Annotated in this window: 11 protein-coding genes, 1 tRNA gene and 1 pseudogene; 2 read left to right on the top strand and 11 right to left on the bottom strand. The window is 61.3% G+C overall.

The features are described 5' to 3' along the window. Nucleotides 1–392 precede the first annotated feature (392 nt). A pseudogene (locus MITSMUL_RS03660) lies at nt 393–1,550 on the top strand (class I SAM-dependent methyltransferase). A gap of 313 nt (nt 1,551–1,863) precedes the next feature. Here the strand turns inward: MITSMUL_RS03660 and MITSMUL_RS03665 are convergent. The 6 genes from MITSMUL_RS03665 to MITSMUL_RS03690 all read right to left on the bottom strand — a co-directional run bounded on the left by MITSMUL_RS03665 (nt 1,864) and on the right by MITSMUL_RS03690 (nt 12,726). Next, complete coding sequence (locus MITSMUL_RS03665; protein ID WP_244944622.1) at nt 1,864–2,409, bottom strand: AAA family ATPase; 546 nt, start codon at nt 2,407–2,409, stop codon at nt 1,864–1,866. A gap of 131 nt (nt 2,410–2,540) precedes the next feature. Then, nucleotides 2,541–6,065 (bottom strand): pyruvate:ferredoxin (flavodoxin) oxidoreductase, encoded by a 3,525-nt coding sequence (gene nifJ, locus MITSMUL_RS03670; protein ID WP_005840083.1) that lies wholly within the window; start codon nt 6,063–6,065, stop codon nt 2,541–2,543. Between the two features lie 208 nt (nt 6,066–6,273). Then, complete coding sequence (locus MITSMUL_RS03675; RefSeq protein ID WP_005840085.1) at nt 6,274–7,662, bottom strand: amino acid permease; 1,389 nt, start codon at nt 7,660–7,662, stop codon at nt 6,274–6,276. Nucleotides 7,663–7,788: 126 nt separating this feature from the next. Then, nucleotides 7,789–7,865, bottom strand: a tRNA-Pro gene (locus MITSMUL_RS03680). A 482-nt stretch (nt 7,866–8,347) separates the two neighbouring features. After that, nucleotides 8,348–11,437, bottom strand: a complete 3,090-nt coding sequence (locus MITSMUL_RS03685; protein ID WP_005840088.1) for an efflux RND transporter permease subunit — start codon at nt 11,435–11,437, stop codon at nt 8,348–8,350. After that, complete coding sequence (locus tag MITSMUL_RS03690; protein ID WP_005840089.1) at nt 11,434–12,726, bottom strand: efflux RND transporter periplasmic adaptor subunit; 1,293 nt, start codon at nt 12,724–12,726, stop codon at nt 11,434–11,436. Before MITSMUL_RS03690 ends, MITSMUL_RS03685 begins: the two co-directional genes overlap by 4 nt. 218 nt (nt 12,727–12,944) lie before the next feature. On the opposite strand from MITSMUL_RS03690, the gene MITSMUL_RS03695 reads away from it, so the two are divergent. After that, nucleotides 12,945–14,108: an FprA family A-type flavoprotein gene (locus MITSMUL_RS03695; RefSeq protein WP_005840093.1), complete on the top strand. Its 1,164-nt coding sequence runs from the start codon at nt 12,945–12,947 to the stop codon at nt 14,106–14,108. A gap of 55 nt (nt 14,109–14,163) precedes the next feature. Here MITSMUL_RS03695 and MITSMUL_RS03700 read toward each other — a convergent pair whose 3' ends face one another. The 5 genes from MITSMUL_RS03700 to MITSMUL_RS03720 all read right to left on the bottom strand — a co-directional run bounded on the left by MITSMUL_RS03700 (nt 14,164) and on the right by MITSMUL_RS03720 (nt 22,076). Then, on the bottom strand, nt 14,164–18,153 hold the full coding sequence (locus MITSMUL_RS03700) for a PolC-type DNA polymerase III (RefSeq protein WP_005840095.1): 3,990 nt from the start codon (nt 18,151–18,153) through the stop codon (nt 14,164–14,166). 129 nt (nt 18,154–18,282) lie between these two features. Next, nucleotides 18,283–19,371, bottom strand: coding sequence for an ABC transporter substrate-binding protein (locus MITSMUL_RS03705; protein ID WP_005840098.1), 1,089 nt, complete (start codon nt 19,369–19,371; stop codon nt 18,283–18,285). Continuing rightward, nucleotides 19,368–20,162 carry an ABC transporter permease gene (locus MITSMUL_RS03710; protein ID WP_005840100.1) on the bottom strand — a complete coding sequence of 265 codons (795 nt, stop codon included), beginning with the start codon at nt 20,160–20,162 and terminating at the stop codon, nt 19,368–19,370. Before MITSMUL_RS03710 ends, MITSMUL_RS03705 begins: the two co-directional genes overlap by 4 nt. Then, nucleotides 20,162–21,016 (bottom strand): ABC transporter permease, encoded by an 855-nt coding sequence (locus MITSMUL_RS03715; protein ID WP_005840101.1) that lies wholly within the window; start codon nt 21,014–21,016, stop codon nt 20,162–20,164. Before MITSMUL_RS03715 ends, MITSMUL_RS03710 begins: the two co-directional genes overlap by 1 nt. After that, nucleotides 21,006–22,076: an ABC transporter ATP-binding protein gene (locus tag MITSMUL_RS03720; RefSeq protein WP_005840103.1), complete on the bottom strand. Its 1,071-nt coding sequence runs from the start codon at nt 22,074–22,076 to the stop codon at nt 21,006–21,008. The genes MITSMUL_RS03715 and MITSMUL_RS03720 overlap by 11 nt, the downstream gene beginning before the upstream one ends. Between the last annotated feature and the right edge of the window lie 63 nt (nt 22,077–22,139).

Consider the following 22,139-nt stretch of genomic DNA (forward strand, 5'->3'; position numbering starts at 1 on the left):
TCCACACTTGCCTGCAATCAAACTTGCTTCTCATTACAGGTGATGTGTTCTAAATTTGATTGTATAAACTACAGTCTACATCAAAATGTGTTAGAAGTCACTAGGAATCTTAATAAAAAGATGAAAAACCCTGCATATATATCATATGCTTTAGTAGAAGCATCACTTTATGCTAATATAAACAAAATAAATACAGCACTATGCTCTAATTTTTAAGCGTATTCTGCCCCTGTCCTTGCTGTTTGAAATCCTCTAAAATCTCGTGGCAAAAAAGGGTTTTTCTTGCACGGTGTCGAATATCCCTAGGAACGCATCTGGACTGAGAGCCATTCGCAGGGATGGCCGCCCGGTCATGATAGAAAGGGGTCTTTTTCATGCATTTCCAGAAACTCATGGACAATTTCCTGCTTCATTATCTCAACCACTTCGACAAGCACTGCTTCAATGTGAAGCTGCACGACCAGGAGTACACGATTGGTCAGGGCGAGCCGGAGTTCACGGTGATTGTGCACAAGGACATCCCGAAGGCGGAGCTCTTGGAGTCGACCGAACTGGCGCTCGGTGAGGCCTACATGCGCGGCGACATCGAGATCCAGGGCGACCTCTTCCACATGCTCTGCACGTTCCTCGAGCAGGCGGACCGCTTCTCGCTCGACCGCAAGGGGCTGCGCAACATCCTCTACATGTCGGAAAAGAAAAAGGACCAGGCCAAAGAGGTCTCGTCCCATTATGATTTAGGCAATGAATTCTATAAACTCTGGCTCGATCCGACGATGAGTTATTCGTGCGCGTACTTCAAGCACGAGGATGACACGCTCGAGCAGGCGCAGCGCAACAAGGTCGACTACATCCTCGAGAAGCTCTACCTCAAGGAGGGCATGACGCTCCTCGACATCGGCTGCGGCTGGGGCTTCTTGCTGATTGAAGCGGCGAAGAAGTACGGCGTCAAGGGCTACGGCTGCACGCTCAGTAAGGAGCAGTGGAAGAAGGGTCAGGAGCGCATCAAGGCGGAAGGGCTCGAGGGCCAGGTGCAGATCGAGCTCGTCGACTACCGCGACCTCGAGGACAAGGGGCTGATCTTTGACCGCATCGTCAGTGTCGGCATGATGGAGCATGTGGGCCGGTCGAACTACGCGACGTACATGGAGACGGCGAACCATCTGCTGAAGGATGGCGGCATCTTCCTACTGCACACGATCACGGGCCACGATGAGGTGGTGTCGGAGCCGTGGATCCGCAAGTACATCTTCCCGGGCGGCACGCTGCCGTCGCTGCGCGAGCTGATCTCGCACGCCTACGATGCGGACTTCCGCGTGCTCGATGTAGAGAGCCTGCGGCGCCACTACTATCGGACGCTGATGTGCTGGTACCACAATTTCCTCAAGGTCCACGAGAAGGTGGCGGGCTGAAAGAATGAGGAGTTCGTGCGCATGTGGGACCTCTACCTCGCCGGGTGCGCGGCGGCGTTCTACATCGGGTACATCGATATCCATCAGGTGCTGATGACGAAGGGCAACAACAATGAGCTGCCGATGACGCGCTGGTACTGAGGTGGTGGTTCCGGTGGCGCGCAGGGATGGATTCCGGCTTCGTCGCTCCGTTGAAATGGCCCTCATGGCGTTTGTGTGCACGGAGGCAGATTCGCCGCCTGCCGCGGCGTTCTGACATCGACTGCTTTTGTATATGCGGCTTGAGGGCCAGCCCTGCGGGCGGTCACTGCACTCCTGCAGGCGGAATCCATCCCTGCGCTGAAGAACAGCTCTGCCAAGCGAGGGCGCTCGGGGCCCCTACCCCATTGCGCGGATTACCTTGGTCTGGGGCTCGATGTACGAGAGAGCTCGGGGCCCCTGCCCCATTGCAGGATTACCTTTTGATTTTCAAGTCCAGCAGGACTTTGTCGGTCTCCCACGGGGATATGACGGTGTATGGCACGCTGTATTTCTCGAGGACGGCGAGGATCTGCTGGTCTTTTTCTTTTGCTTGTGGCAGGTCGGTTTCGGGGCGGCCGTCTACGGCTAGGAATTCGTCGTTGCGACGCAGGAGGTAGTTCAGGTTGTCGTAGCGGTTGAACTCCTGCATGACGAGGGTGTTAAAGGCGTCGGAGGGCTCGCGGTTGTAAATGATGTTGAGGGGCAAGGGCGAGTCGCAGATGGCAAAGTCGACACTGTATTTCTCGAGGGTGCGGGTGCGGTGGGCCTGCTCGGCGAAGAGGTAGAGCTGGTCTTCGACGATGTCGGTGGCGTTCTGGTACCAGAGCCATTTGGCGAATTCGCCGACGAGCTCGGTGCGATAGCCCATGCGCTTGAGTTTGGAGTACATGTCGGCGGCAATGGTGCTCTTGCCAATGGCGGCGCCGCCGTAGAAGTTGATGACTTTCAAAGGTGATTCCTCCCCTGTTCTTGACTGCAATACCCCTATTCTAGCATGTTCCGGCAGGAAAGAAAATGGAAAATGGCAGACAAAAAAGCCTGTCCCGCGGAAACGGGACAGGCTTTTTGTCGTTGCGCAAGAGCGCTGTATGTCAGGCGGCTGCGGACGGCTTATTTGCCGGCGAGTGCCTTGTAGTTGTTGTAGCGGATCTCGGCGTCGTGCTGGGTCTTCTCGAAGAGGGCTTCGGCTGCTTCTGGGAAGGAACGCTTGAGGTTGATGTAGCGGTTCTCGCCCATGAGGAAGTCCTGGAACTTGGAGAAGTCCGGCTCTTTGGAGTCGAGGCTGAACGGGTTCTTGTCGGTGCCGATGAGCTGCGGGTTGTAGCGGTAGTTTGCCCAGTAGCCGCACTCAACGGCGAGTTTCTCTTCGAGCTGGCTGCAGCCCATGCCCTTGCGGATGCCGTGGTTGATGCACGGTGCGTAGGCGATGATCAGGGACGGGCCCGGATAAGCCTCGGCCTCGGTGATGGCCTTGAGCAGCTGATTCTGGTCGGCGCCCATGGCGACCTGTGCGACGTAGACGTAGCCGTAGGTCTTGGCCATCATGCCAAGGTCCTTCTTGCGGGTCTTCTTGCCCGTTGCGGCAAACTGCGCGATGGCTGCTGCCGGCGTTGCCTTGGAGGCCTGGCCGCCCGTGTTGGAGTAAACCTCGGTATCGAAGACGAAGACGTTGACGTCGGCGCCGGAAGCGAGGACGTGGTCGACGCCGCCGTAGCCGATGTCGTAGGCCCAGCCGTCGCCGCCGAAGATCCACTGGGAACGCTTGACGAAGTAGTCGCGGTTCTCGTAGAGCTTGTTGAGCAGTGCGTCCTCACCCTTCTCGGCTGCGAGCAGGGCTTCGAGGCGGTCGGCGCGGTCGCGCGTGCCGTTGCCGTTGTCGATGTTCTCCACCCAATCCTTGAGGACTGCCTGGAGGTCTTCGCTGCCGAGACCTTCTTCGATGGCTTTCTTGGCGTCATCGGCGAGGCCGTTGCGGACGGACTGCGTGCCGAGGAACATGCCGAGGCCGAACTCTGCGTTGTCCTCGAACAGGGAGTTATCCCAAGCCGGGCCGTGGCCCTTGGCGTTCGTCGTGTACGGCATGGCCGGTGCGCTGCCGCCCCAGATGGAGGTGCAGCCCGTGGCGTTGGCGATCATCATGCGGTCGCCGAAGAGCTGCGTGACGAGCTTGGCGTACGGCGTCTCGCCGCAGCCGGCGCAGGCGCCGGAGAACTCGATGAGCGGCTGCTCGAACTGGCTGCCAATGACGGTCTCTTTCTTCATCGGGTTCTTCTTCGGCGCGACTTTCGTCTTGTCGACGCCGTAGTCGAAGTACGCCTGCTTTGCCTTGAGCTCGTCGTCAAGCGGCGTCATGTCGAGGGCCTTGACCGGGCAGACCTGCGCGCAGTTGCCGCAGCCGAGGCAGTCCATCGTGGAGACGGCCACCGTGAAGTGGTAGTCCTTGACGGCGCGGACGTCCTTGGACGGGAAGCCCTCCGGTGCTGCCGCGAGCTCTTCGTCGGTCGTGAGGACCGGGCGGATGGAAGCGTGCGGGCAGACGTAGGAGCACTTGTTGCAGCCGATGCACTTCTGGGTGTTCCAGACCGGCACGTTGATGGCCGTGCCGCGCTTCTCGTAGGCGGCGCCGCCGAGCGGGTACGTGCCGTCGGCGCGGTCGCCGGCGAACTTCGAGACCGGCAGCTTGTCGCCTTCCTGGCGGTTCATGACTTCCTGGATCTCCGTGATGAACTCCGGCAGGTCGCGCTTCTCCTGCGGCTCATCCTGCGCATCCGCCCACGAGCTCGGGACCTCGACCTTGTGCAAGGCCTCGATGCCCTGGTCGATGGCGCCGTTGTTCATGTCGACGATGTTCTGACCCTTGCGGCCGTACGACGTGACGACGGCTTCCTTGAGGTAGCCCACAGCCGTCTCGATCGGGATGATGTTCGCGAGCTTGAAGAACGCGGACTGCATGACCATGTTGAAGCGGCCGCCGAGGCCGAGGCCTTTGGCGATGGAGACAGCGTTGACCGTGTAGAACTGAATCTCGTTCTTCGCGATGTAGCGCTTCATGGCTGCCGGCAGGTGCTGCGTGAGCTCCTCATCGCTCCAGACCGTGTTGAGGAGGAACGTGCCGCCCTTCTTGAGGCCGGCGAGCAGGTCGTACTTGTAGACGTAGGACTGCTGCGAGCAGGAGATGAAGTCGGCTTTGTTGATGAGGTACGGGCTCGTGATCGGCGACTTACCGAAGCGCAGGTGCGACATCGTGATGCCGCCCGACTTCTTGGAGTCATAGGCGAAGTACGCCTGTGCGTACATGTCCGTCTTGTCGCCGATGATCTTGATGGCGCTCTTGTTTGCGCCGACCGTGCCGTCCGAGCCGAGGCCCCAGAACTTGCAGGCCGTCGTGCCCTCTGGCGTGAGGTCGACATCCGTCAGGGCCGGCGTCAGGCTCGTATGCGTGACATCGTCGTCGATGCCAATCGTGAAGCCATCCTTCGGCGCGTCCTTCTTGAGCTCCTCGAAGACGGCGAAGATCTGGTCCGGCGTCGTGTCCTTGCCGCCGAGGCCGAAGCGACCGCCGACGATCGTCGGATGCATGTCGGAGTGGTAGAACGCTGCCTTGACATCGAGGTAGAGCGGCTCGCCGAGGGAGCCCGGTTCCTTCGTATGGTCGAGGACGGCGACTTTCTCGATCGTCTTCGGCAGGAACTTGAAGAAGTGCTCGATGGAGAACGGACGGTAGAGGTGGACGTTCAAGAGGCCGACCTTCTCCCCCTTCGCGTTGAGGTAATCGACCGTCTCCTGGACCGTCTGGCAGACGGAGCCCATCGCGATGATGACGCGGTCGGCATCCTTCGCACCGTAGTAGTCAAAGAGATGATGCTCGCGGCCCGTGACCTTCGCGACGTCGGCCATGGCCTCTTCAACGAGCTCCGGCAGCGCATCGTAGAAACTGTTGGCCGCTTCACGCGACTGGAAGTAGATGTCCGGGTTCGTCGCGGAGCCGCGCAGGACCGGATGGTCCGGATTGAGCGCGCGGCGGCGGAACGCCTTGACGGCATCCCAGTCGAGCAGCTTGCCGAGGTCTTCGTAGTCGACCATCTCGATCTTCTGGATCTCGTGCGACGTGCGGAAGCCGTCGAAGAAGTTGATGAACGGCACGCGGCCCTTGATGGCGACGAGATGTGCGACGGCCGAGAGGTCCATGACCTCCTGCACGCTCGCCTCAGCGAGCATGGCGCAGCCCGTCTGGCGTGCGGCCATGACATCCTGGTGGTCGCCGAAGATGTTCAGGGAGTTCGCAGCGAGTGCGCGCGCGGAGACGTGGAAGACGCCCGGCAGCAGCTCGCCGGCTACCTTGTAGAGATTCGGGATCATCAGCAAGAAGCCCTGCGAAGCCGTGTACGTCGTCGTCAGAGCACCGGCCTGCAGCGAGCCGTGCACAGCGCCAGCGGCGCCTGCCTCGGACTGCAGCTCGATGACCTTGACCTTCTGGCCAAAGAGGTTCTTGACGCCCTTGGCAGCCATTTCATCAACATGCTCAGCCATCGGCGAGGACGGCGTGATCGGGTAGATCGCGGCGACGTTGGTGAAAGCATAGGAGATGTAGGCGGCAGCTGTGTTGCCGTCCATGGTTTTCATCTTTTTGCTCATGTTTTGGATTACTCCCCTCTGATATTGGATTTGACAAGATGGAGGCTCTGCCCCCATCACATGGTCAGGATAAATAGAAAAACCTGATGGCAAGATTGCAATGCCATCAGGTTTCATTATACGTGCTATGCAAAAAAATGTAAAGATATATTCATCACACCTGTTCCCCTGTCAGCAAGTGTACAGGCAGGCTGCACAACGGGGAAAATCAGGCCGCATCCTCTTTATTCTCGCGGCTGTGGCGGTAGCCGTAGAGGAAGTAGATGAGGATGCCGAGCGCACTCCAGACCCAGAAGCGCTCCCAGGTCATCGAGGAGAGGTTGTACATGATGTAGCCGCAGCTCACGATGGCGAGCGTGCCGACGACGTAGATGGCTGGGCAGCGGAACGGGCGCGGCAGGTCCGGATACTTGCGGCGCATGACCATGACGCCGATGGACGAGATGATGAAGGCAAACAGCGTGCCGACGCTGCACATCTCGGCGATGACGTTGATCGGCGTGAAGCCGCTGATGATGGCGACGGCGATGCCGACGATGATCGTGATGCGGTGCGGCGTCGCGAAGCGCGGGTGTATCTTGCAGACGGACTGCGGAATGAGGCCGTCGCGGCTCATCGCGAAGAAGGCGCGCGTCTGCGCGTACATCATGACGAGCAGCACGGTCGTCAGGCCTGCTATGGCGCCCGTGCCGACGAGCGCGGAGCCGAAGCGGTAGCCGAGCTCGCGCAGCACGAAGGCGACCGGCTCGGCGTTGTCGAGCTCGGTATAGGGCACGTTGCCCGTCATGACGGCCGTCACGGCGATGTAGAGCACGGTGCAGATGAGCAGCGATGCGATGATGCCCGTCGGCATGTCGTGCGCGGGGTTCTTCGTCTCCTCTGCCGCGGTCGCGATGGAGTCAACGCCGAGGTAGGCGAAGACGATGACGGCGGCGCCGGCGGAGACGCCGGAGAAGCCGAACGGCATGAAGGGCTCCCAGTTCGTCGGGTCGACGGACGGCGCGGCGAGGAACAGGAACAGGAAGATGGCGGCGAGCTTGACGCCGACGAGGACCTTGTTGACCGTGACGCTCTCGCGCACGCCGCGCACGAGCAGGCAGGTCAGGAAGAGCGTAATGAGCACCGCGGGCAGGTTGACGATGCCGCCGTCGGCGGGCACGGTCGTCCAGGCGGCGGGCAGCTCGATGCCGGCGGTCTTTAGGAGGCCGACGACGTAGGCGGACCAGCCGCCGGCGACGGCGCTCGCGCCGACGGAGTACTCGAGCACGAGGTTCCAGCCGACGAGCCAGGCGAAGAATTCGCCGACGGAGGTATAGGCGTAGGCGTAGGCGCTGCCGGCGACGGGGACCATGCTGGCGAGCTCGGAGTAGGCCATGCTGACGAAGCCGCAGGCGATGCTGGCGAGCAGGAAGGACAGCATGAGGGCGGGGCCGGCGTACTTGGCGGCGGCGACACCGGTCAGGACGAAGATGCCGGTGCCGACGATGACGCCGATGCCGAGCAAGGTGACGTCAAGGGAGCCCATGGCGCGCTTGAGGTGGGACTGGTGGGCATCGGCCTTGTACGCGGCGATGCTCTTGGTCCGGAAGATATTCACGATTCAACAACTCCTTCTATTGCGTTTACAGGTATACATTCTATCATTAATATCGGATTACAGCAAGGCGCGCGGCGTACAAAAAAAAGACCAGCCCGATTGGACTGGTCTCTGATCTCTTATAAATGGTCGGGATGACAGGATTCGAACCTGCGGCCTCATCGTCCCGAACGATGCGCGCTACCAAACTGTGCCACATCCCGACAACGTAGACTAGTATAGCGTATATTGCGGGATTTGGCAAGGGGTGTGGCGAAAAAAGTTTTGTTCGGGGAAACGAGGGAGTGTTGGCAAGGGGGCCGGGGCGACCTGTTCCGGCTTCGTCGCTCCGTTGGAATGGCCCTCAACTCGGCTGTGCGCATGGAGGCAGGTTCGCCGCCTGCCGCGGCGGGTTTCATCGGCTTCTCTCGCCCATCGTCACTTGAGGGCCAGCCCTGCGGGCGGTCACTGCGCTCCTGCAGGCGGAACAGGTCCCCCGTCCCTCAGTTACTTCTTCGCGGTTCGCTCCGAGGCAGGGACTCGCGGTCGGGGGACGGACGCTGCGCTGCGTCCCCCTGCTCGCTTGGTTGCTGGAAGTTTGCGGGATGGGGGGCGGACGCTTCGCTGCGCCCCGGATTGCCTCGGTTGCCTGAGATTTGCTTGACGAGGGCGAGCGCTTCACTGCGCCCCAGCGGCTTGGATTGCGTTACGTCTCTCCCCTACTCGGCTTTTTCTTCTTTTTATGATTGGCGAAGAAGAGGAAGATGATCGGGATGACGATCAAGGTGAAGACCGTGGAGGTCAGGAGGCCGCCGATGATGACCCAGGCCATGGAGACGCGGGATTCGGAGCCGGGGGTCATGGCGAGGGCCATCGGGGTCATGCCGACCATCATGGTGATGGTAGTCATGAAGATCGGCTTGAGGCGGACGCGGCCGGCTTCGATGACGGCCTCTAGGGCGCTGTGGCCCCTATCCATGAGCGTCAGGGTGTAGTCGATGAGCAGGGTGCCGTTCTTGGCGACGATGCCGTCCATGACGAGGATGCCGATCATGGAGAATAGGTTCAGGGTGTTATGCGTGATGAAGAGTAACAAGATTGAACCGATGAGGCCGAGCGGCAGGGAGAACATGCGGATGAACGGGGTGATGGTGGACTCGTAGAGGACGGCGAGCAGCATGTAGATGAGGACGAGGGCGAGGAACAGAGCGGACAGGAGTTCGCTGAAGGTCTCGTTCATGCGGGTGGCCTGGCCTTTGAACTGGTAGGTGACGTTCGGGCCGAGGTCGGCGGTGGCGAAGGCTTTCTTGACGTCACTGGTCACGGCGCCCATGGGGCGGCCGCTGAGGTTCGCGCCGATGGCGACGGAGCGCTGTTTGTCGACGCGACGGATGGTGACGGGGCCTCTGCCGTTCTGGATGGTGGCGACGTCGCCGAGGTAGATGAGCTTACCGGACGCGGAGAGCGGCACGCGGGCGGCGTCGGATGCCTTGTAGCTGTCGGCGTCTTTGAAGCGGACTTTTATGTCGGTGTCTTGGCCGCCGTTATTGGGGTCGCTCTTGAGCTCGCCGGCGGAGAGGCCGGAAATAGCACTCGCAAAGGCGGTATCGACGTCCTGCAGGGAGGTGCCGTAGGCCTTGAGCTTCTGGCGGTCAACGGTCAGGCGAAGCTCTGGCATGCCCTCGACATACGACGAGTTGACGTCGGTGACGCCGTCGATGGCACGGAGGGTGTTCATGGCCTTCTCGGCGGCGTCGTCGAGCGCGGCGCCGTCGTTGCTGCGCAGCTCGATCTGCAGGGCGCCGCCGCCGTTCTTCGCTCTCCCGCCGCCCGCGATGCCGGCGACGTTTGTCTGAGTTTCGGAGACGCGCACGTCGGCCGTTTTGATGGTGGCGGCGAACTTGCGCACGTCATTGGCGACCTGCCAGACGGTGCGGCTGCGCTCGCGCCGGTCGACAAGCTGGACCTTGATGCGGCCCTCGTAGGCCGTGCTGCCGCCCGCCTGCGTCATGTAGTACTTGACCTCGGGCAGCTCGGCGAGTTTGCCTTCGATGCGCTCGGCGACGCGGTTCGTCTCCTCCGGCGAGGAGCCGACGGGCGCCTGGATGTTGATGGTGAAGCTCGACTCGTCAGTCTGCGGCATGTACTCCATGCCGACAAAGCCGAGCGGCACAAGCGCGACGACCGCGACAAATACAGCGAGAATGGAGACGAGCAGCTTCTTCGTGTGGCGCAGGCTCCAGTTGAGGATTTCGACGTAGAGGCGCTGCGCCCGCTCCTCCACGCGGTCCATAAAGGCGAACGCACGGTTCGTCCCTGGATGATAGCCCTTGCGGAAGAAGCGCGAGGCGAGCATCGGCGTCAGGGTGAACGAGACGAAGAGCGAGAACAGGCCCGCGAAGACGATCGTCAGGCCGAACTGGCGGAAGTACTGCCCCGTCATGCCCTGCATGAAGGCGATTGGCATGAAGACGGCAGCATCGCAGAGCGTGATGGCGATGGCCGCCATGCCAATCTCCGTGCGGCCTTTTTCGGCCGCAGTGTCCGGCGCCTCCCCCATCTTGAGATGGCGCACGATGTTCTCGAGCACGACGATCGAGTCGTCGACGAGGATGCCGACGCAGAGCGTCATGCCCATCAGGGACATCATGTTGAAGGTGAAGCCCGCGAGGTACATGACGAAGAACGTCGATATGAGCGACGTCGGGATCGCGATCATGACGGCCGCCGTCGAACGCCAGCCGCGCAGGAACAGGAACAGCACGAAGCCCGTGGTGATCAGGCCCTCTATGAGCGTGTTCATCGTGCTGTGCAGCGAGTCCCGCACGTAATCGGCATCGTTCGAGACGACGACGAACTGGTAGTCGGGATACGTTTTGCGCAGCTTCTCGACGCTCTTCATGATATTGTCGGCCGTCTCGACGACGTTGGCATCACTGTTCTTATAGATGAGGACATTGATGGCGTCCTCGCCGTTGAGCCGGCCATAGCGCACCGTGCGGGCCTCGCGCTCGCGGACCTGTGCGACGGCCGTCAACGGAATCATCTTGCCCGCCGTGTTCTGCACCTGGATCTTCTCGATGTCGCTCGGCTTCTGGAACTGCGCGACGACGCGCACGTCCGACTTCGTCGTCTCCGTGAAGACGGAGCCCGACGGCACGAGCTGGTTCTCGTTCTTGATGGCCGAAGCGATCTTTGCGAGCGTCAGCTTGTAGGCCGCCATCTTCTCGCGGTCGACGTCGATGGCGACTTCCTTGTCGCGGCCGCCGTGCAGCTCGACCTCCGAGACGCCGCCCGCCTGCTGCAACACCTCCGTGAAGACATTGTCCGTCGCCGTGTAGGTGTCGGCGAGGCTGTGGTTCGAGAGCACGGCGAGCTCGACGACCGGCTTCGCGTTCATATCGCGCTTGATGACGACTGGCGAGTCGGCCTCATCGGGCAGCTTGTTGGCGATGGCCTCGACTTTCTTGCTCGCGTCGATGGCCGCTGTGTCGGCATCCGTCGAGAAGTCGAGCTCGAGCGTCACGCGGGCTCTCTCGTAGCTCGCCGTCGACGTGATCTTCTTGACGCCCGACACCGAGGCCAGCGCGTCTTCGACCGGCTTGACGACCTCCTGCTCCACCGACTCCGCGCTCGCGCCCGGGTACTTGACCGAGACCGTCACATACGGCGTGTTGAGCGCCGGTAAGAGCTCAACGCCAATGCGGTAATAGCTGTATAATCCCAGCACGACAAAGAACGCGACGATCATCGAGATGCCGACCGGCCGCTTGATGGAAAGGCGTGTCATGTTCATGATGCAGCCGCCTCACTCGTATCGCCTGAGTTACTGGAATCGCCTTCGTACGGCTCCGTCTCGACCTTCTTGCCGTCCTGCAGCTTATCCTGATTCGTCACGACGACCGTATCGCCGGGCTCGATGCCATCGAGCACCTCGACCTCCGCGTCATTCATCAGGCCAATCTTGACTTCGCGCGACTCTACCTTGCCATCCGCGTCCACGACAAAGAGCATCTGGCGGCCGTTGCGCGAGAGCACGGCTTCCTTCGGCACGCAGAGCGTCGCGCGGCGCTGCAGGATGTCGATGGCCGTGTGGGCAAAGAGTCCCGCCTTCATCTCATCCGAGTCCGTCTCGAGCTCGATGCGCACCTGATACGTCTTGCTCGTGTCATCCATGGCCGGGCTCACGTAGACGATCTTGCCCGGGTAGTCGGCGCCGAGCGCGTCGATCGTCACCTCGACCTCCATGCCTGGCTTGAGGATGGCCGCATCGCTCTCCGCGAGCGTGCAGTCGACGTTGAGGTGGCTGTTATCGACGAGCGAGAAGACCTTCGTGCCCGCCGAGACAATCTCGCCCGCCTCAACATTGCGGTAGCCGATGACGCCTGCACGCGGCGCGCGCAGGTACATGTCCTCGCGCTGGCGGCGCAAAGCATCCGTCGCGTGCGCCGACTTCTCCGCCGTGTACGCCTTCGATTCGACACTCGCCGCACTGCCGCCCTCGACCTGGTCCGCGAGCACATCGAAGGCCGCCTTCGAGGCGAGGTACTCCTGCTTGACTGAGTCGAGCGTGTCCTGCGAGATCGCCCCAATCGAGTAGAGATACTGGTTGCGCTCGTACTTGCTCTGCTCGAGCTCGAGGTCATTGCGCGCCTTGATGTAGTTCGCGTCGTACGAAGCCCTTGCCTCGCGCGCATCGGCCCGCGCCGCTCCCGTCGCCGCTGCATTCTCCGCAATCGAGATGTCGAGGTCGCCCGTGTCCTGCACCATGAGCACATCGCCGGCCTCGACCGCGTCGCCGAGCTTCGCGCGGACCTCCGTGACGCGGCCCGTATACTTCGGCGCGAGCGGGATATTCGCGTCCGCCACCGTCTGGCCCGAGAGATCGATGTGACGCATCATGTCCGCGCGCGTGACCGTCACCACCTTGACGAGCGGCTTGCCGCCACCCGTCTTGACCTTCTGGTTCGCACTCTTGCCGAGAAAGCCGTAGAGCGCGAGTGCCAGCACTGCGAGGCACGCCACGCTAGCAACGACAGCCTTCCTGCGATCGATACGGTTGAATTGTGTGAATCTATGCCGCATATATATTCTGCCCTCCTGCTGTTTCGGTCGTTACTTCTAGATTACCGCATCTGCGTGCACCTGACAAATAAATTTTTCATAATAAAAGCGATGGCACGCTGGCGTATGGGGCAACTGTGACAATCGCTGTTTACAAGATGATGAAGTCGATATAAAATGGAAGCATAATGTGAAAATTTCAGGCAAGCCCTGTAATCCCAAAAGAAAGAGGTAACATCATGAAAGCAGTTGAAATCCGCAAAGATATCTACTGGGTCGGCGCCATCGACTGGTCCATGCGCAGTTTCCACGGCTACGAGACGAGCCGCGGCTCGAGCTACAACGCCTACCTGATCCTCGACGAGAAGATCACCCTCATCGACACGGTCAAAGAGCCGTTCAAGGAAGAACTCCTCGAACGCGTCGCTTCCGTCATCGACCCTGCCAAGATCGACTACATCATCTCCAACCACGTCGAGCCCGACCACTCCGGCTCTCTGCCCTTCATGATGGCCCACTGCCCGAACGCCAAGGTCATCACGAGTGTACCGAACGGCCTCAAGGGACTCAAGGCGCGCTACGGCGACCTGCCGTACGAGGGCGTCAAAGCCGGCGACACGCTCTCCCTCGGCAAGCGCACGCTGCAGTTCGTGCCGACCCCGATGCTCCACTGGCCCGACAGCATGGTCACCTACTGCCCCGAGGAGAAGATCCTCTTCTCGAACGACGCCTTCGGCCAGCACCTCGCCTCCGGCAGCCGCTTCGACGACGAGAACGACCTCTCCGTGCTCTACTACGAGGCCAAGAAGTACTACGCCAACATCCTCACGCTCTACGGCCGTCAGGCACAGGCCGCCCTCAAGGCGCTCCAAGGTCTCGACATCGAGATGATCGCGACGGGCCACGGCATCATCTGGCGCTCCCATGTCAAAGAGATCCATGACCTCTACGAGAAGTGGTCGACGGGCGTCCTCGAGAAGCGCGCCGTCGTCGTCTTCGACACCATGTGGCACTCCACCGAGCAGATGGCCCGCACCATCACCGAGGCCTTCCAGGAGAAGGGCATCCCCGCAACCTTCTACGACATCAAGGAAAACCCGCTCTCCGACATCCTGACCGACATCCTCACGAGCGAATACCTCGCCGTCGGCTCCCCGACCATCAACAACCAGATGATGCCGACCATCGCCTCCTTCCTCTGCTACCTCAAGGGCCTGACCGCCAAGGGCCACAAAGCCTTCGCCTTCGGTTCCTACGGCTGGGGCGGCCAGAGCATCGGCCTCGTCGAAGAAGAACTCAAAGCCGCCGGCTGCGACATCGTCCTCGACAAACAGCGCCTGCTCAATACCCCAGATGAAAACACCCTCGAAGCCCTGCGCGAAGCAGTTCACACGATCATCTGAGCATCGCAAACGATTGCATAAAAAAACCGCCATCTTGGCGGTTTTTTTATTTCACTCAGCTGAACAGGGCGATTTGGTCGCTCTCGCTCATGCCGTCGAGGCAGCCGTGGCTGCGCAGGATCTCGATGTTGGTCTTGGAGATGCCGGAGCGGCGGCGCAGGTCTTCGATGGACGTAAAGGCGCCCTCTTTGCGGGCTTCGACAATGCCCTGGGCGGCTTTCTGGCCCATGCCGGCGAGGGCGGCAATCGGCGGCAGGAGTGCGTTGCCGTCGATGATGAACTTGTCGGCGCCGGAGCGGTAGAGGTCGACGCGCTCGCAGGAGTAGCCGCGCAGGTACATCTCCCAGGCAAGCTGGAGGACGATGAGGGTGGCGTTCTGCTTGGCGTCGAGCTTCTTCTCCTTGCCCATGGCCTCGAGCTCTTTAATCTGCTGGCCGACATAGTCCTTGCCGCGCGCGATGACGTTGGCGTCGAATTCGGCGGCGCGGATGGAGAAATAGGCGGCGTAGTACGCGAGCGGATAGTGGACCTTGCAGTAGGCGATGCGGTAGGCCATCATGACGTAGGCCGTCGCATGGGCGCGCGGGAAGAGATATTTTATCTTCTGGCACGACTCGATGAACCACTCAGGGATGCCGCCCTTCCTGAGGATCTCGACGACGTCGTCGGCGATGCCCCTGCCCTTGCGGACTTTCTCCATCGTCTTGAAGGAGAGCAAGGGGTCGATGCCGTTGTGTATGAGGTACATCATGATGTCGTCGCGCGCGGAGATGGCGTTCTTGATGGTGCACTGGCCGCTCCTTATGAGGTCCTGGGCGTTGCCGAGCCAGACGTCGGTGCCGTGGGAGAAGCCTGATATGCGCACGAGGTCGGAGAAGACATCGGGCTGCGTATCGTCGATCATCTGGCGCGTGAACGGCGTGCGGAACTCGGGGATGCCGAAGGTGCCGCTCGTCGCGCCGAGCTCCTCGGGCGTGACGCCGAGGGCTGTCGTCGAGTTGAAGATGGACATGGTCGCCGCGTCGTCGAACGGGATGGTCTTCGGGTCGCGGTGCGTGAGGTCTTCGAGCATCTTGATGACGGTCGGGTCATCGTGGCCGAGGATGTCGAGCTTGACGAGTCGGCTGCTGATGGAGTGGTAATCGAAGTGCGTCGTGATCGTGCCGCAGTTCATGTCATTGGCCGGATGCTGGATCGGCGTGAAGAAGTGGACGTCCATGTTGCGCGGCACGACCATGATGCCGGCCGGGTGCTGGCCCGTCGTCGACTTGACGCCCATGCAGCCATGGGCCATCTTGTCGATGTAGGAGATGTGCTTCTTGACGCCTTTCTCCTCGTAAAACTTCTTGACGTAGCCGAAGGCCGTCTTGTCGGCGACGGTCTGGATGGAGCCGGCGCGGTAGACGTTGTCCTTGCCGAAGAGGATCTCCGTGTACTTGTGGGCAACGGGCTGGTAGGCACCGGAGAAGTTCAGGTCGATATCCGGGACCTTATCGCCGTCGAAGCCGAGGAAGACGGCAAACGGGATGTCGTGGCCATCCTTGATGAGCGGCGTGCCGCAGACGGGGCAGACTTTGTCGGGAAGGTCGTAGCCGCAGCCGTAGGAGCCGTCGGTGATGAACTTGCTGTACTGGCAGTGCGGGCAGCGCCAGTGCGGCGGCAGCGGGTTGACCTCGGTGATGCCCGTCATCGTGGCGATGAAGGACGAGCCGACGGAACCACGCGAGCCGACGAGATAGCCGTCGTCGTTCGACTTCTTGACGAGGCGCTGCGCGATGAGGTAAAGGACGGAGAAGCCGTGGCCGATGATGGGCTTGAGCTCCTGCTTGAGGCGGTCCTCGACGATCTTCGGCAGGTTCTCGCCGTAGAGCGCGCGGGCCTTCTTGTAGGACATCTCGCGGATCTCCTCGTCGGCGCCCGGGATCTGCGGCGAGTAGAGGTCGTCCGGGATCGGCTTGAAGCGCTCGATCTGGTCGGCGATCTTGCGCGGGTTCGTCACAACGGCCTCGTAGGCCGCCTCCTCGCCGAGGTACTCGAACTCCTTGAGCATCTCGTCTGTCGTGCGCAGGTAGAGCGGCGGCTGCAGCTCGGCGTCGTCGAAGCCCTTGCCCTTCATGAGGATGGCGCGGTAGATGCTGTCCTCAGGGTTGAGGAAGTGGACGTCGCAGGTCGCGACGAGCGGCTTGCCGAGCTTCTTGGCGATCTCGGCGACCTTGAGGTTGATCTGGATGAGGTCTTCATCCGTCTGGATATCCGGGTACTTGTCGCTGCGCTTGAGGAAGTCGTTGTTGTGGATGGGCTGGATCTCGAGGTAGTCGTAGAACGAGGCAATCTCCATGAGCTCCTCGTCCGTGCGCTGCTCCTCGATGGCGCGGATGAGCTCGCCGGCCTCGCAGGCGGAGCCGATGAGCAGGCCGCTCCTGTACTCCTCGATGATGTGTTTCGGCAGGCGCGGCTGGCGGTGGAAGTAGCGCAGGTGCGCGAGCGAGACGAGCTGATAGAGGTTGCGCAGGCCGTTGGGGTTCTTGGCGAGCATGATGATGTGGTTGGCGCGCTTCTGCAGGTGGTCCTTCTGGACAAGGTAGCCCTCCATGCCGTAGATGACCTTGAGGTCGCTCTTGCAGCTGCTCAGGGCCTTGGCGGCGTCCGGGAATGCCTGCACGACGCCGTGGTCGGTGACGGCGACGGCGGGCCAGCCCCAGCGGTCGGCCGTCTTGATGAGGTCCTTGACGGAGACAACAGCGTCCATGCTGCTCATCGTCGTGTGCGCATGGAGCTCGACGCGCTTGACCTCGGCATGGTCCTCGCGGCTCTTCTTCTCCTTCTTGGCGAGGCTGTTGACGAAGAGCACGTACTCGTTCATGAAGGTGTCGAAGCGCACGGAACCCTGCACGCGCACGGCCATGCCCTCTTTGAGCGCGGCCATGACTTCATCGCAGTCGGGCTCCGGCTCGCCGCTCTTGCGGCGGCGTCCCTTCGTGAAGAACTTCTTGCAGGCGATGCCGTCGGTGTCGTCAGAGATGCAGAAGGTCAAGAGCTTCGTGCCCGACTTGAACTCGAGCAGGCGGATGCCCGAGCCCGGGCCCTCGCCAATCGTGCCCTCGACGACGACGCTCTTGATCTCGCCGACAAGCTCTGTGATCTTGTGGAGCGCGCCCGAGACGCCACGACCAAAGATGAGATTATCGCTCGACTGTACAACGACGGGCTTGTGCGCGTCCTCATGTTTCTTGACCGGCTTTTTCGCAGGCTTAGCCGGCTTGGCGGCAGGCGTTGCGGCGGCTTCGTCCGCTGCGCTGTACGAGGACGCGGCCGGCTCGTAGCTTGGATAAGCGGATGCCGATAGTGTGTCGTCGGCCGTGCGGGCAAAGGCCGGTGCGGGGATGCCGCCCGCCTCTTCCTGGTCTGCCAAAGCGGCGCGCTCGGCAGCCTCGGCAGCTGCGCGCTCGGCTTTGGCGCGACGGACCTTCTCATGCTGCAGGGCCTCGAGGTAGTCGGGGTCCTGGAAGCTGTCGTCGACCTCGAGGTTCTGCAGAACTTCCTCGCTGGCCTCGCACTCGACGTGGCAGCGGTAGCCGACGCGCTTCTCGATGAGCTGGCTCATGGTCTGCGTGACGGAATGGGCGCGCATGATCTCGCCGCCGAGCTCGCCGGGCACGTCGATGAGGATGTGGCTGCCGTCGACGGTGTACTTCGAGCGCTTGAGGAGCTCGTAGACGGTCGGGTTGCCCTCGGCCGTCTCGTAGACGAGCTTCGGCCAGATCTTCGCGAGCGCGTCCTCGATGTTGACGACATCCTGATAGAAGATGACGGAGTCGAGCTGGTACTTCGCGGCGATCTGGTCCGCGGCCGACGCGAGCAGGTTCTCAGAGAGCAGCGTCTGCGTGCTCAGCGCGATCTCCCAGCTGTTCGTGCGCGTGCAGACCTCGACATGGCGGATCGTGGCCGCCCGCAAGAGCGCCTTCTCCTCCTCTTCCAGCCGCATGCCCTGCACGAGCTGCCAGAACATATTCTTCTGACTCGGGACAATCCGGAATTTCTGCATCAAGTGCCATCCTTTCGCAATTTTCGCATCTCACATAGATATATAGAAAACCGGCACAAAGTGCCGGCATTGGGTTCTGCTACTCTATTATATTGGAATACACAGGAGACTGCAAGAGGCAGTTCATCGTCATTCGACTTTGACCTGCAGCCAAAGCTTGGTGTAGAGCTTGTCGATGGCCTCGCCGAGGTACTGGTAGGTCTCCTGCCCTTGGTAGACGGAGGGGTCGGGGAAGGCGATCTCGATCTCTTCCTCGTCCATGTCTTCCTCGACGATGGACTGCACGGCAGTGTTCGGCGTGGAGTAGCCGAGGGCCTCGAAGTTCTTGGCGGCGATGTCCGGGCGGCAGAGGAAGTCGATGAACTTATGGGCGTTCTCTACGTGCTTGGCCTGCTTGGGGATGACCCAGCCGTCCATCCAGAGGTTCGTGCCCTCTTTTGGTGCGGGGCAGAACGCGAGGTCGGGGTTGGCCTTGAGCAGGTTGATGGCCTCGCCCGAGTAGATGACGCCGAGCGCGGCCTCGCCCGAGGCGAGCTTGTCGCGGATGTCGTCGACGCCGTAGGCCTGGACGAGCGGCTTCTGCGCAATCAGCATGTCGCGCGCGGCCTCGAGCTCAGCGGGGTCCTTCGTGTTCATCGAGTCGCCCATGAGGCGCAGCGGGATCATGAAGGCATCGCGCGCGGAGTCCTGCATGAGGATCTCGTCCTTGTAGGCGGGGTCGAACAGCACGGACCAGCTGTCAATCGCACCATCTTCCGCGTGGACAAGCTTCTTGTTGTACATGAGGCCGACCGTGCCCCAGCAGTACGGGATGGAATAGCGGTTGCCCGGGTCATACGACTCGGCCTGCTTGAGGAAGTCCTCGCCGATGTATTTCTTGGCGTTCGGCAGCTGACTGTAGTCGAGCGGCTGCAGCAAATCGTTCTCGGCCATCTTCTGGATCATGTAGTCCGACGGGCAGATGAGGTCGTAGCTCGTCGCGCCCTCTTTGACGCGCGGGTACATGCTCTCATTCGTGTCGAACTCGTCGAGCACGACGTGGATGCCCGTCTCCTCCTCGAACTGCGCGATGACGTCGGGGTCGAGGTAGTCGCCCCAGCTGTAGATGTAGAGCGTGTCCTCGCCCTCCGCCTCTTCTTCGGCAAAGCTGTCGCAGCCCGCCGTGAAAAGAGCCGTCACAAAGCACAGGAGCAACAGAAAAATCGGTAATCGCTTCATTCTTCTTCCCACTCCTTTCCCTGGCGGCCCTTCAACAGGCGCCAGTTGACCATCAGCAGGGCGACGAAGACGATGACGCCGAGGAAGAACAGCGTGGAGAGCGCGTACATCTCGGGATGGATGCCGAGCTTGAGCTGCGCGTAGATGGCCGTCGTCAGCGTGTCGATGCCCGCGCCCTTCGTGAAGTAGGTCACGATGAAGTCGTCGGCCGACATGGCAAACGACAGCAGGAAGGCCGCGGCGATGCCGGGCCGGAGCTCCGGCAGGATGACCTTGCGGAATGCCTGGAAGGGCGTCGCGCCGAGGTCGAGTGCCGCCTCGTAGCAGACGCGGTCGAGGCCCATGACCTGCGGCAGGATGCAGAGCATCGCGTAGGGCAGGTTGATGACGATGTGCGCCATGAGGATCGTGTCGTAGCCGAGGCGCAGGCCGAAGCCGAGGAACAGGAGCATCAGGGCGATGCCCGTGACGATGTCGGCATTGAGGAGCGGCACATTCGCGAGGCCGCGGATGACGAGCTGGCTCTTCTTCGAGAAATTGCGGATGGCGAGCGCCGTGACGAGGCCCAGAAGCGTCGCGAAGAACGCCGCCGTCAGGCCAATCGTCAATGTGTTGAGGAAGGCCTCGATGATGTCCTCGCTCGTGAAGAGCTTCTCATACCACTGCAAGGTGAAGCCCGTCCACTGGCCGCGGTAGCGGCTCGCATTGAACGACTGCGCGATCAGCACGAGGATCGGCGCGTAGAGGAACAGGATGATAATGCCAAGATACACTTTCTTGAGCTTTGCCATCAGGACTTCACCCCCTGTTCTGCCTGCTCGACCTTCTCCTCTGCATCATGGCCCGAGAAGGCCTCGAGCACGATGTTGAGGATGATGAAGACCATGAGGATCATCGAGAGGGCGCTGCCGAGCTGCCAGTCATAGGCCGCCGTGAACTCCTGCTCGATGATGTTGCCGATTAAGAGGATCTTGTTGCCGCCTAAGAGCGCGCTGATGACGAAGGTCGTCAGCGCGGGGATGAAGACCATCGTGCAGCCGCTGATGACGCCGGGCAAAGAAAGCGGGAAGACGATGCGGCGGAAGGTCTGCCAGTGGCCCGCGCCGAGGTCGTGCGCCGCCTCGATGATGCTCTTGTCGATGTGCGAGAGCGAGACGTAGAGCGGCAGCACCATGTACGGCAGGAAGTTGTAGACCATGCCGATGACGATGGCCAGCGGCGTGTTGATCAGCGTGACCTCCGGCAGCGCGAGCGCGTGCAGCACCATGTTGATAATGCCGTTCTTCTCGAGAATGGTCTGCCAGGCCATCGTCGTCAGGAGCGAGTTCATCCAGAGCGGCAAGAGGAACAGCAGGAAGATCAGCAACATGCGGCCGCGCTTGATCTGCTGCAGGATCATGCAGAGCGGGTATGCGAGCACGAGGCAGATGAGGGTGCTGATGAGCGCGAGCTCCACCGAGAGGCCGAGGGCCTGCAGGTACTCGAGCTGCACGGCCTCCCAGAGGTTCGCGAGCGTGAAGGCCCCTTGCCCGTCCGTCAGGCCGTGGTAGAAGACGAAGAAGAGCGGCAGCACGATGAAGATGGCCGCCCAGATGGCGAACGGCGCGGCGAAAAGGCGCGCGACGCCCTTGCTGTCATGCATCATGCGCCGCCTCCTCATCTTCCGAGGCGGGCTTGGCCATGATCTGGATGTTCGATGGCGCTAAGCGGATGCCGACCTCCTTGCCCTGCTCGTGGCCCGTGATCGTCTGGACGAGCCACGAGAAGCCGCCCGCCTCGATCGTGATGTCGTAGACCGTGCCCTTGAAGACGACGGAGCGGATGATGCCGCGGTACTGTCCTTCTTCCGGCGCACAAATCTGGATGTCCTCGGGGCGGATCTGGACGTCGACGGGGACGTTTTCTCCGAAGCCCGTGTTGATGCACGGGATGTCTTTGCCGAGCAGGTGGACGAGCTTGTCGCGCACCATGATGCCGTCAATGATGTTGCTGTCGCCAATGAAGTCCGCGACGAAGGCGTTCTCCGGCTCGTTATAGACGCTCTCCGGCGTGCCGATCTGCTGGATCCAGCCCTGGTTCATGACGACGACCGTGTCCGACATCGAGAGCGCCTCCTCCTGGTCGTGCGTGACGAAGATGAAGGTGATGCCGAGCTCGCGCTTGATCTTGACGAGCTCGCGCTGCATGCTCTGGCGCAGCTTGAGGTCGAGGGCCGAGAGCGGCTCGTCGAGGAGCAGGACCTTCGGCTCGTTGACGACGGCGCGCGCGATGGCGATGCGCTGCTGCTGGCCGCCCGAGAGCGCCGTGACGTCGGCGTGCTCATAGCCGTCGAGGTTGACGAGCTTCAGCGCGTACTTGATCTTATCGCGGATGTAGGCGGCCGACTTGCCCTTGATTTTGAGGCCGAAGGCGATGTTCTCCGCGACATCCATGTTCGAGAACAGGGAATACTTCTGGAACACCGTATTGACCTGCCGCTTCTCCGGCGGCAGCTTCGTGATGTCCTGCCCGTCGAACAGGATGCGCCCCTTGTCGGGCAGCTCAAAGCCGCCAATCAGGCGCAGTGTCGTCGTCTTGCCACAGCCCGACGGCCCCAAGAGCGTCAGGAATTCATTTTCGTGAATGGTCAGGTTCAGGTCCTCGAGGATCTGACGGCTGCCATAGAACTTGTCGATATGCTCGAGTCTCAGCAATTCTTTCGCCAATTTTCACTCCCCCATCTAAAAACCAACATAAAATATGCCCACAAAAAGGGCCCTTCTATTTTA

It is taken from the genome of Mitsuokella multacida DSM 20544, assembly GCF_000155955.1.
In the GTDB taxonomy this organism is placed as follows: domain Bacteria; phylum Bacillota; class Negativicutes; order Selenomonadales; family Selenomonadaceae; genus Mitsuokella; species Mitsuokella multacida.

Excerpts from the sequence above, each read along its gene's own strand:
- nifJ (WP_005840083.1), bottom strand. The coding sequence starts at position 6,065 with ATGAGCAAAAAGATGAAAACCATGGACGGCAACACAGCTGCCGCCTAC.
- MITSMUL_RS03685 (WP_005840088.1), bottom strand. The coding sequence starts at position 11,437 with ATGAACATGACACGCCTTTCCATCAAGCGGCCGGTCGGCATCTCGATG.
- MITSMUL_RS03690 (WP_005840089.1), bottom strand. The coding sequence starts at position 12,726 with ATGCGGCATAGATTCACACAATTCAACCGTATCGATCGCAGGAAGGCT.
- MITSMUL_RS03695 (WP_005840093.1), top strand. The coding sequence starts at position 12,945 with ATGAAAGCAGTTGAAATCCGCAAAGATATCTACTGGGTCGGCGCCATC.
- MITSMUL_RS03700 (WP_005840095.1), bottom strand. The coding sequence starts at position 18,153 with ATGCAGAAATTCCGGATTGTCCCGAGTCAGAAGAATATGTTCTGGCAG.
- MITSMUL_RS03705 (WP_005840098.1), bottom strand. The coding sequence starts at position 19,371 with ATGAAGCGATTACCGATTTTTCTGTTGCTCCTGTGCTTTGTGACGGCT.
- MITSMUL_RS03710 (WP_005840100.1), bottom strand. The coding sequence starts at position 20,162 with ATGGCAAAGCTCAAGAAAGTGTATCTTGGCATTATCATCCTGTTCCTC.
- MITSMUL_RS03715 (WP_005840101.1), bottom strand. The coding sequence starts at position 21,016 with ATGATGCATGACAGCAAGGGCGTCGCGCGCCTTTTCGCCGCGCCGTTC.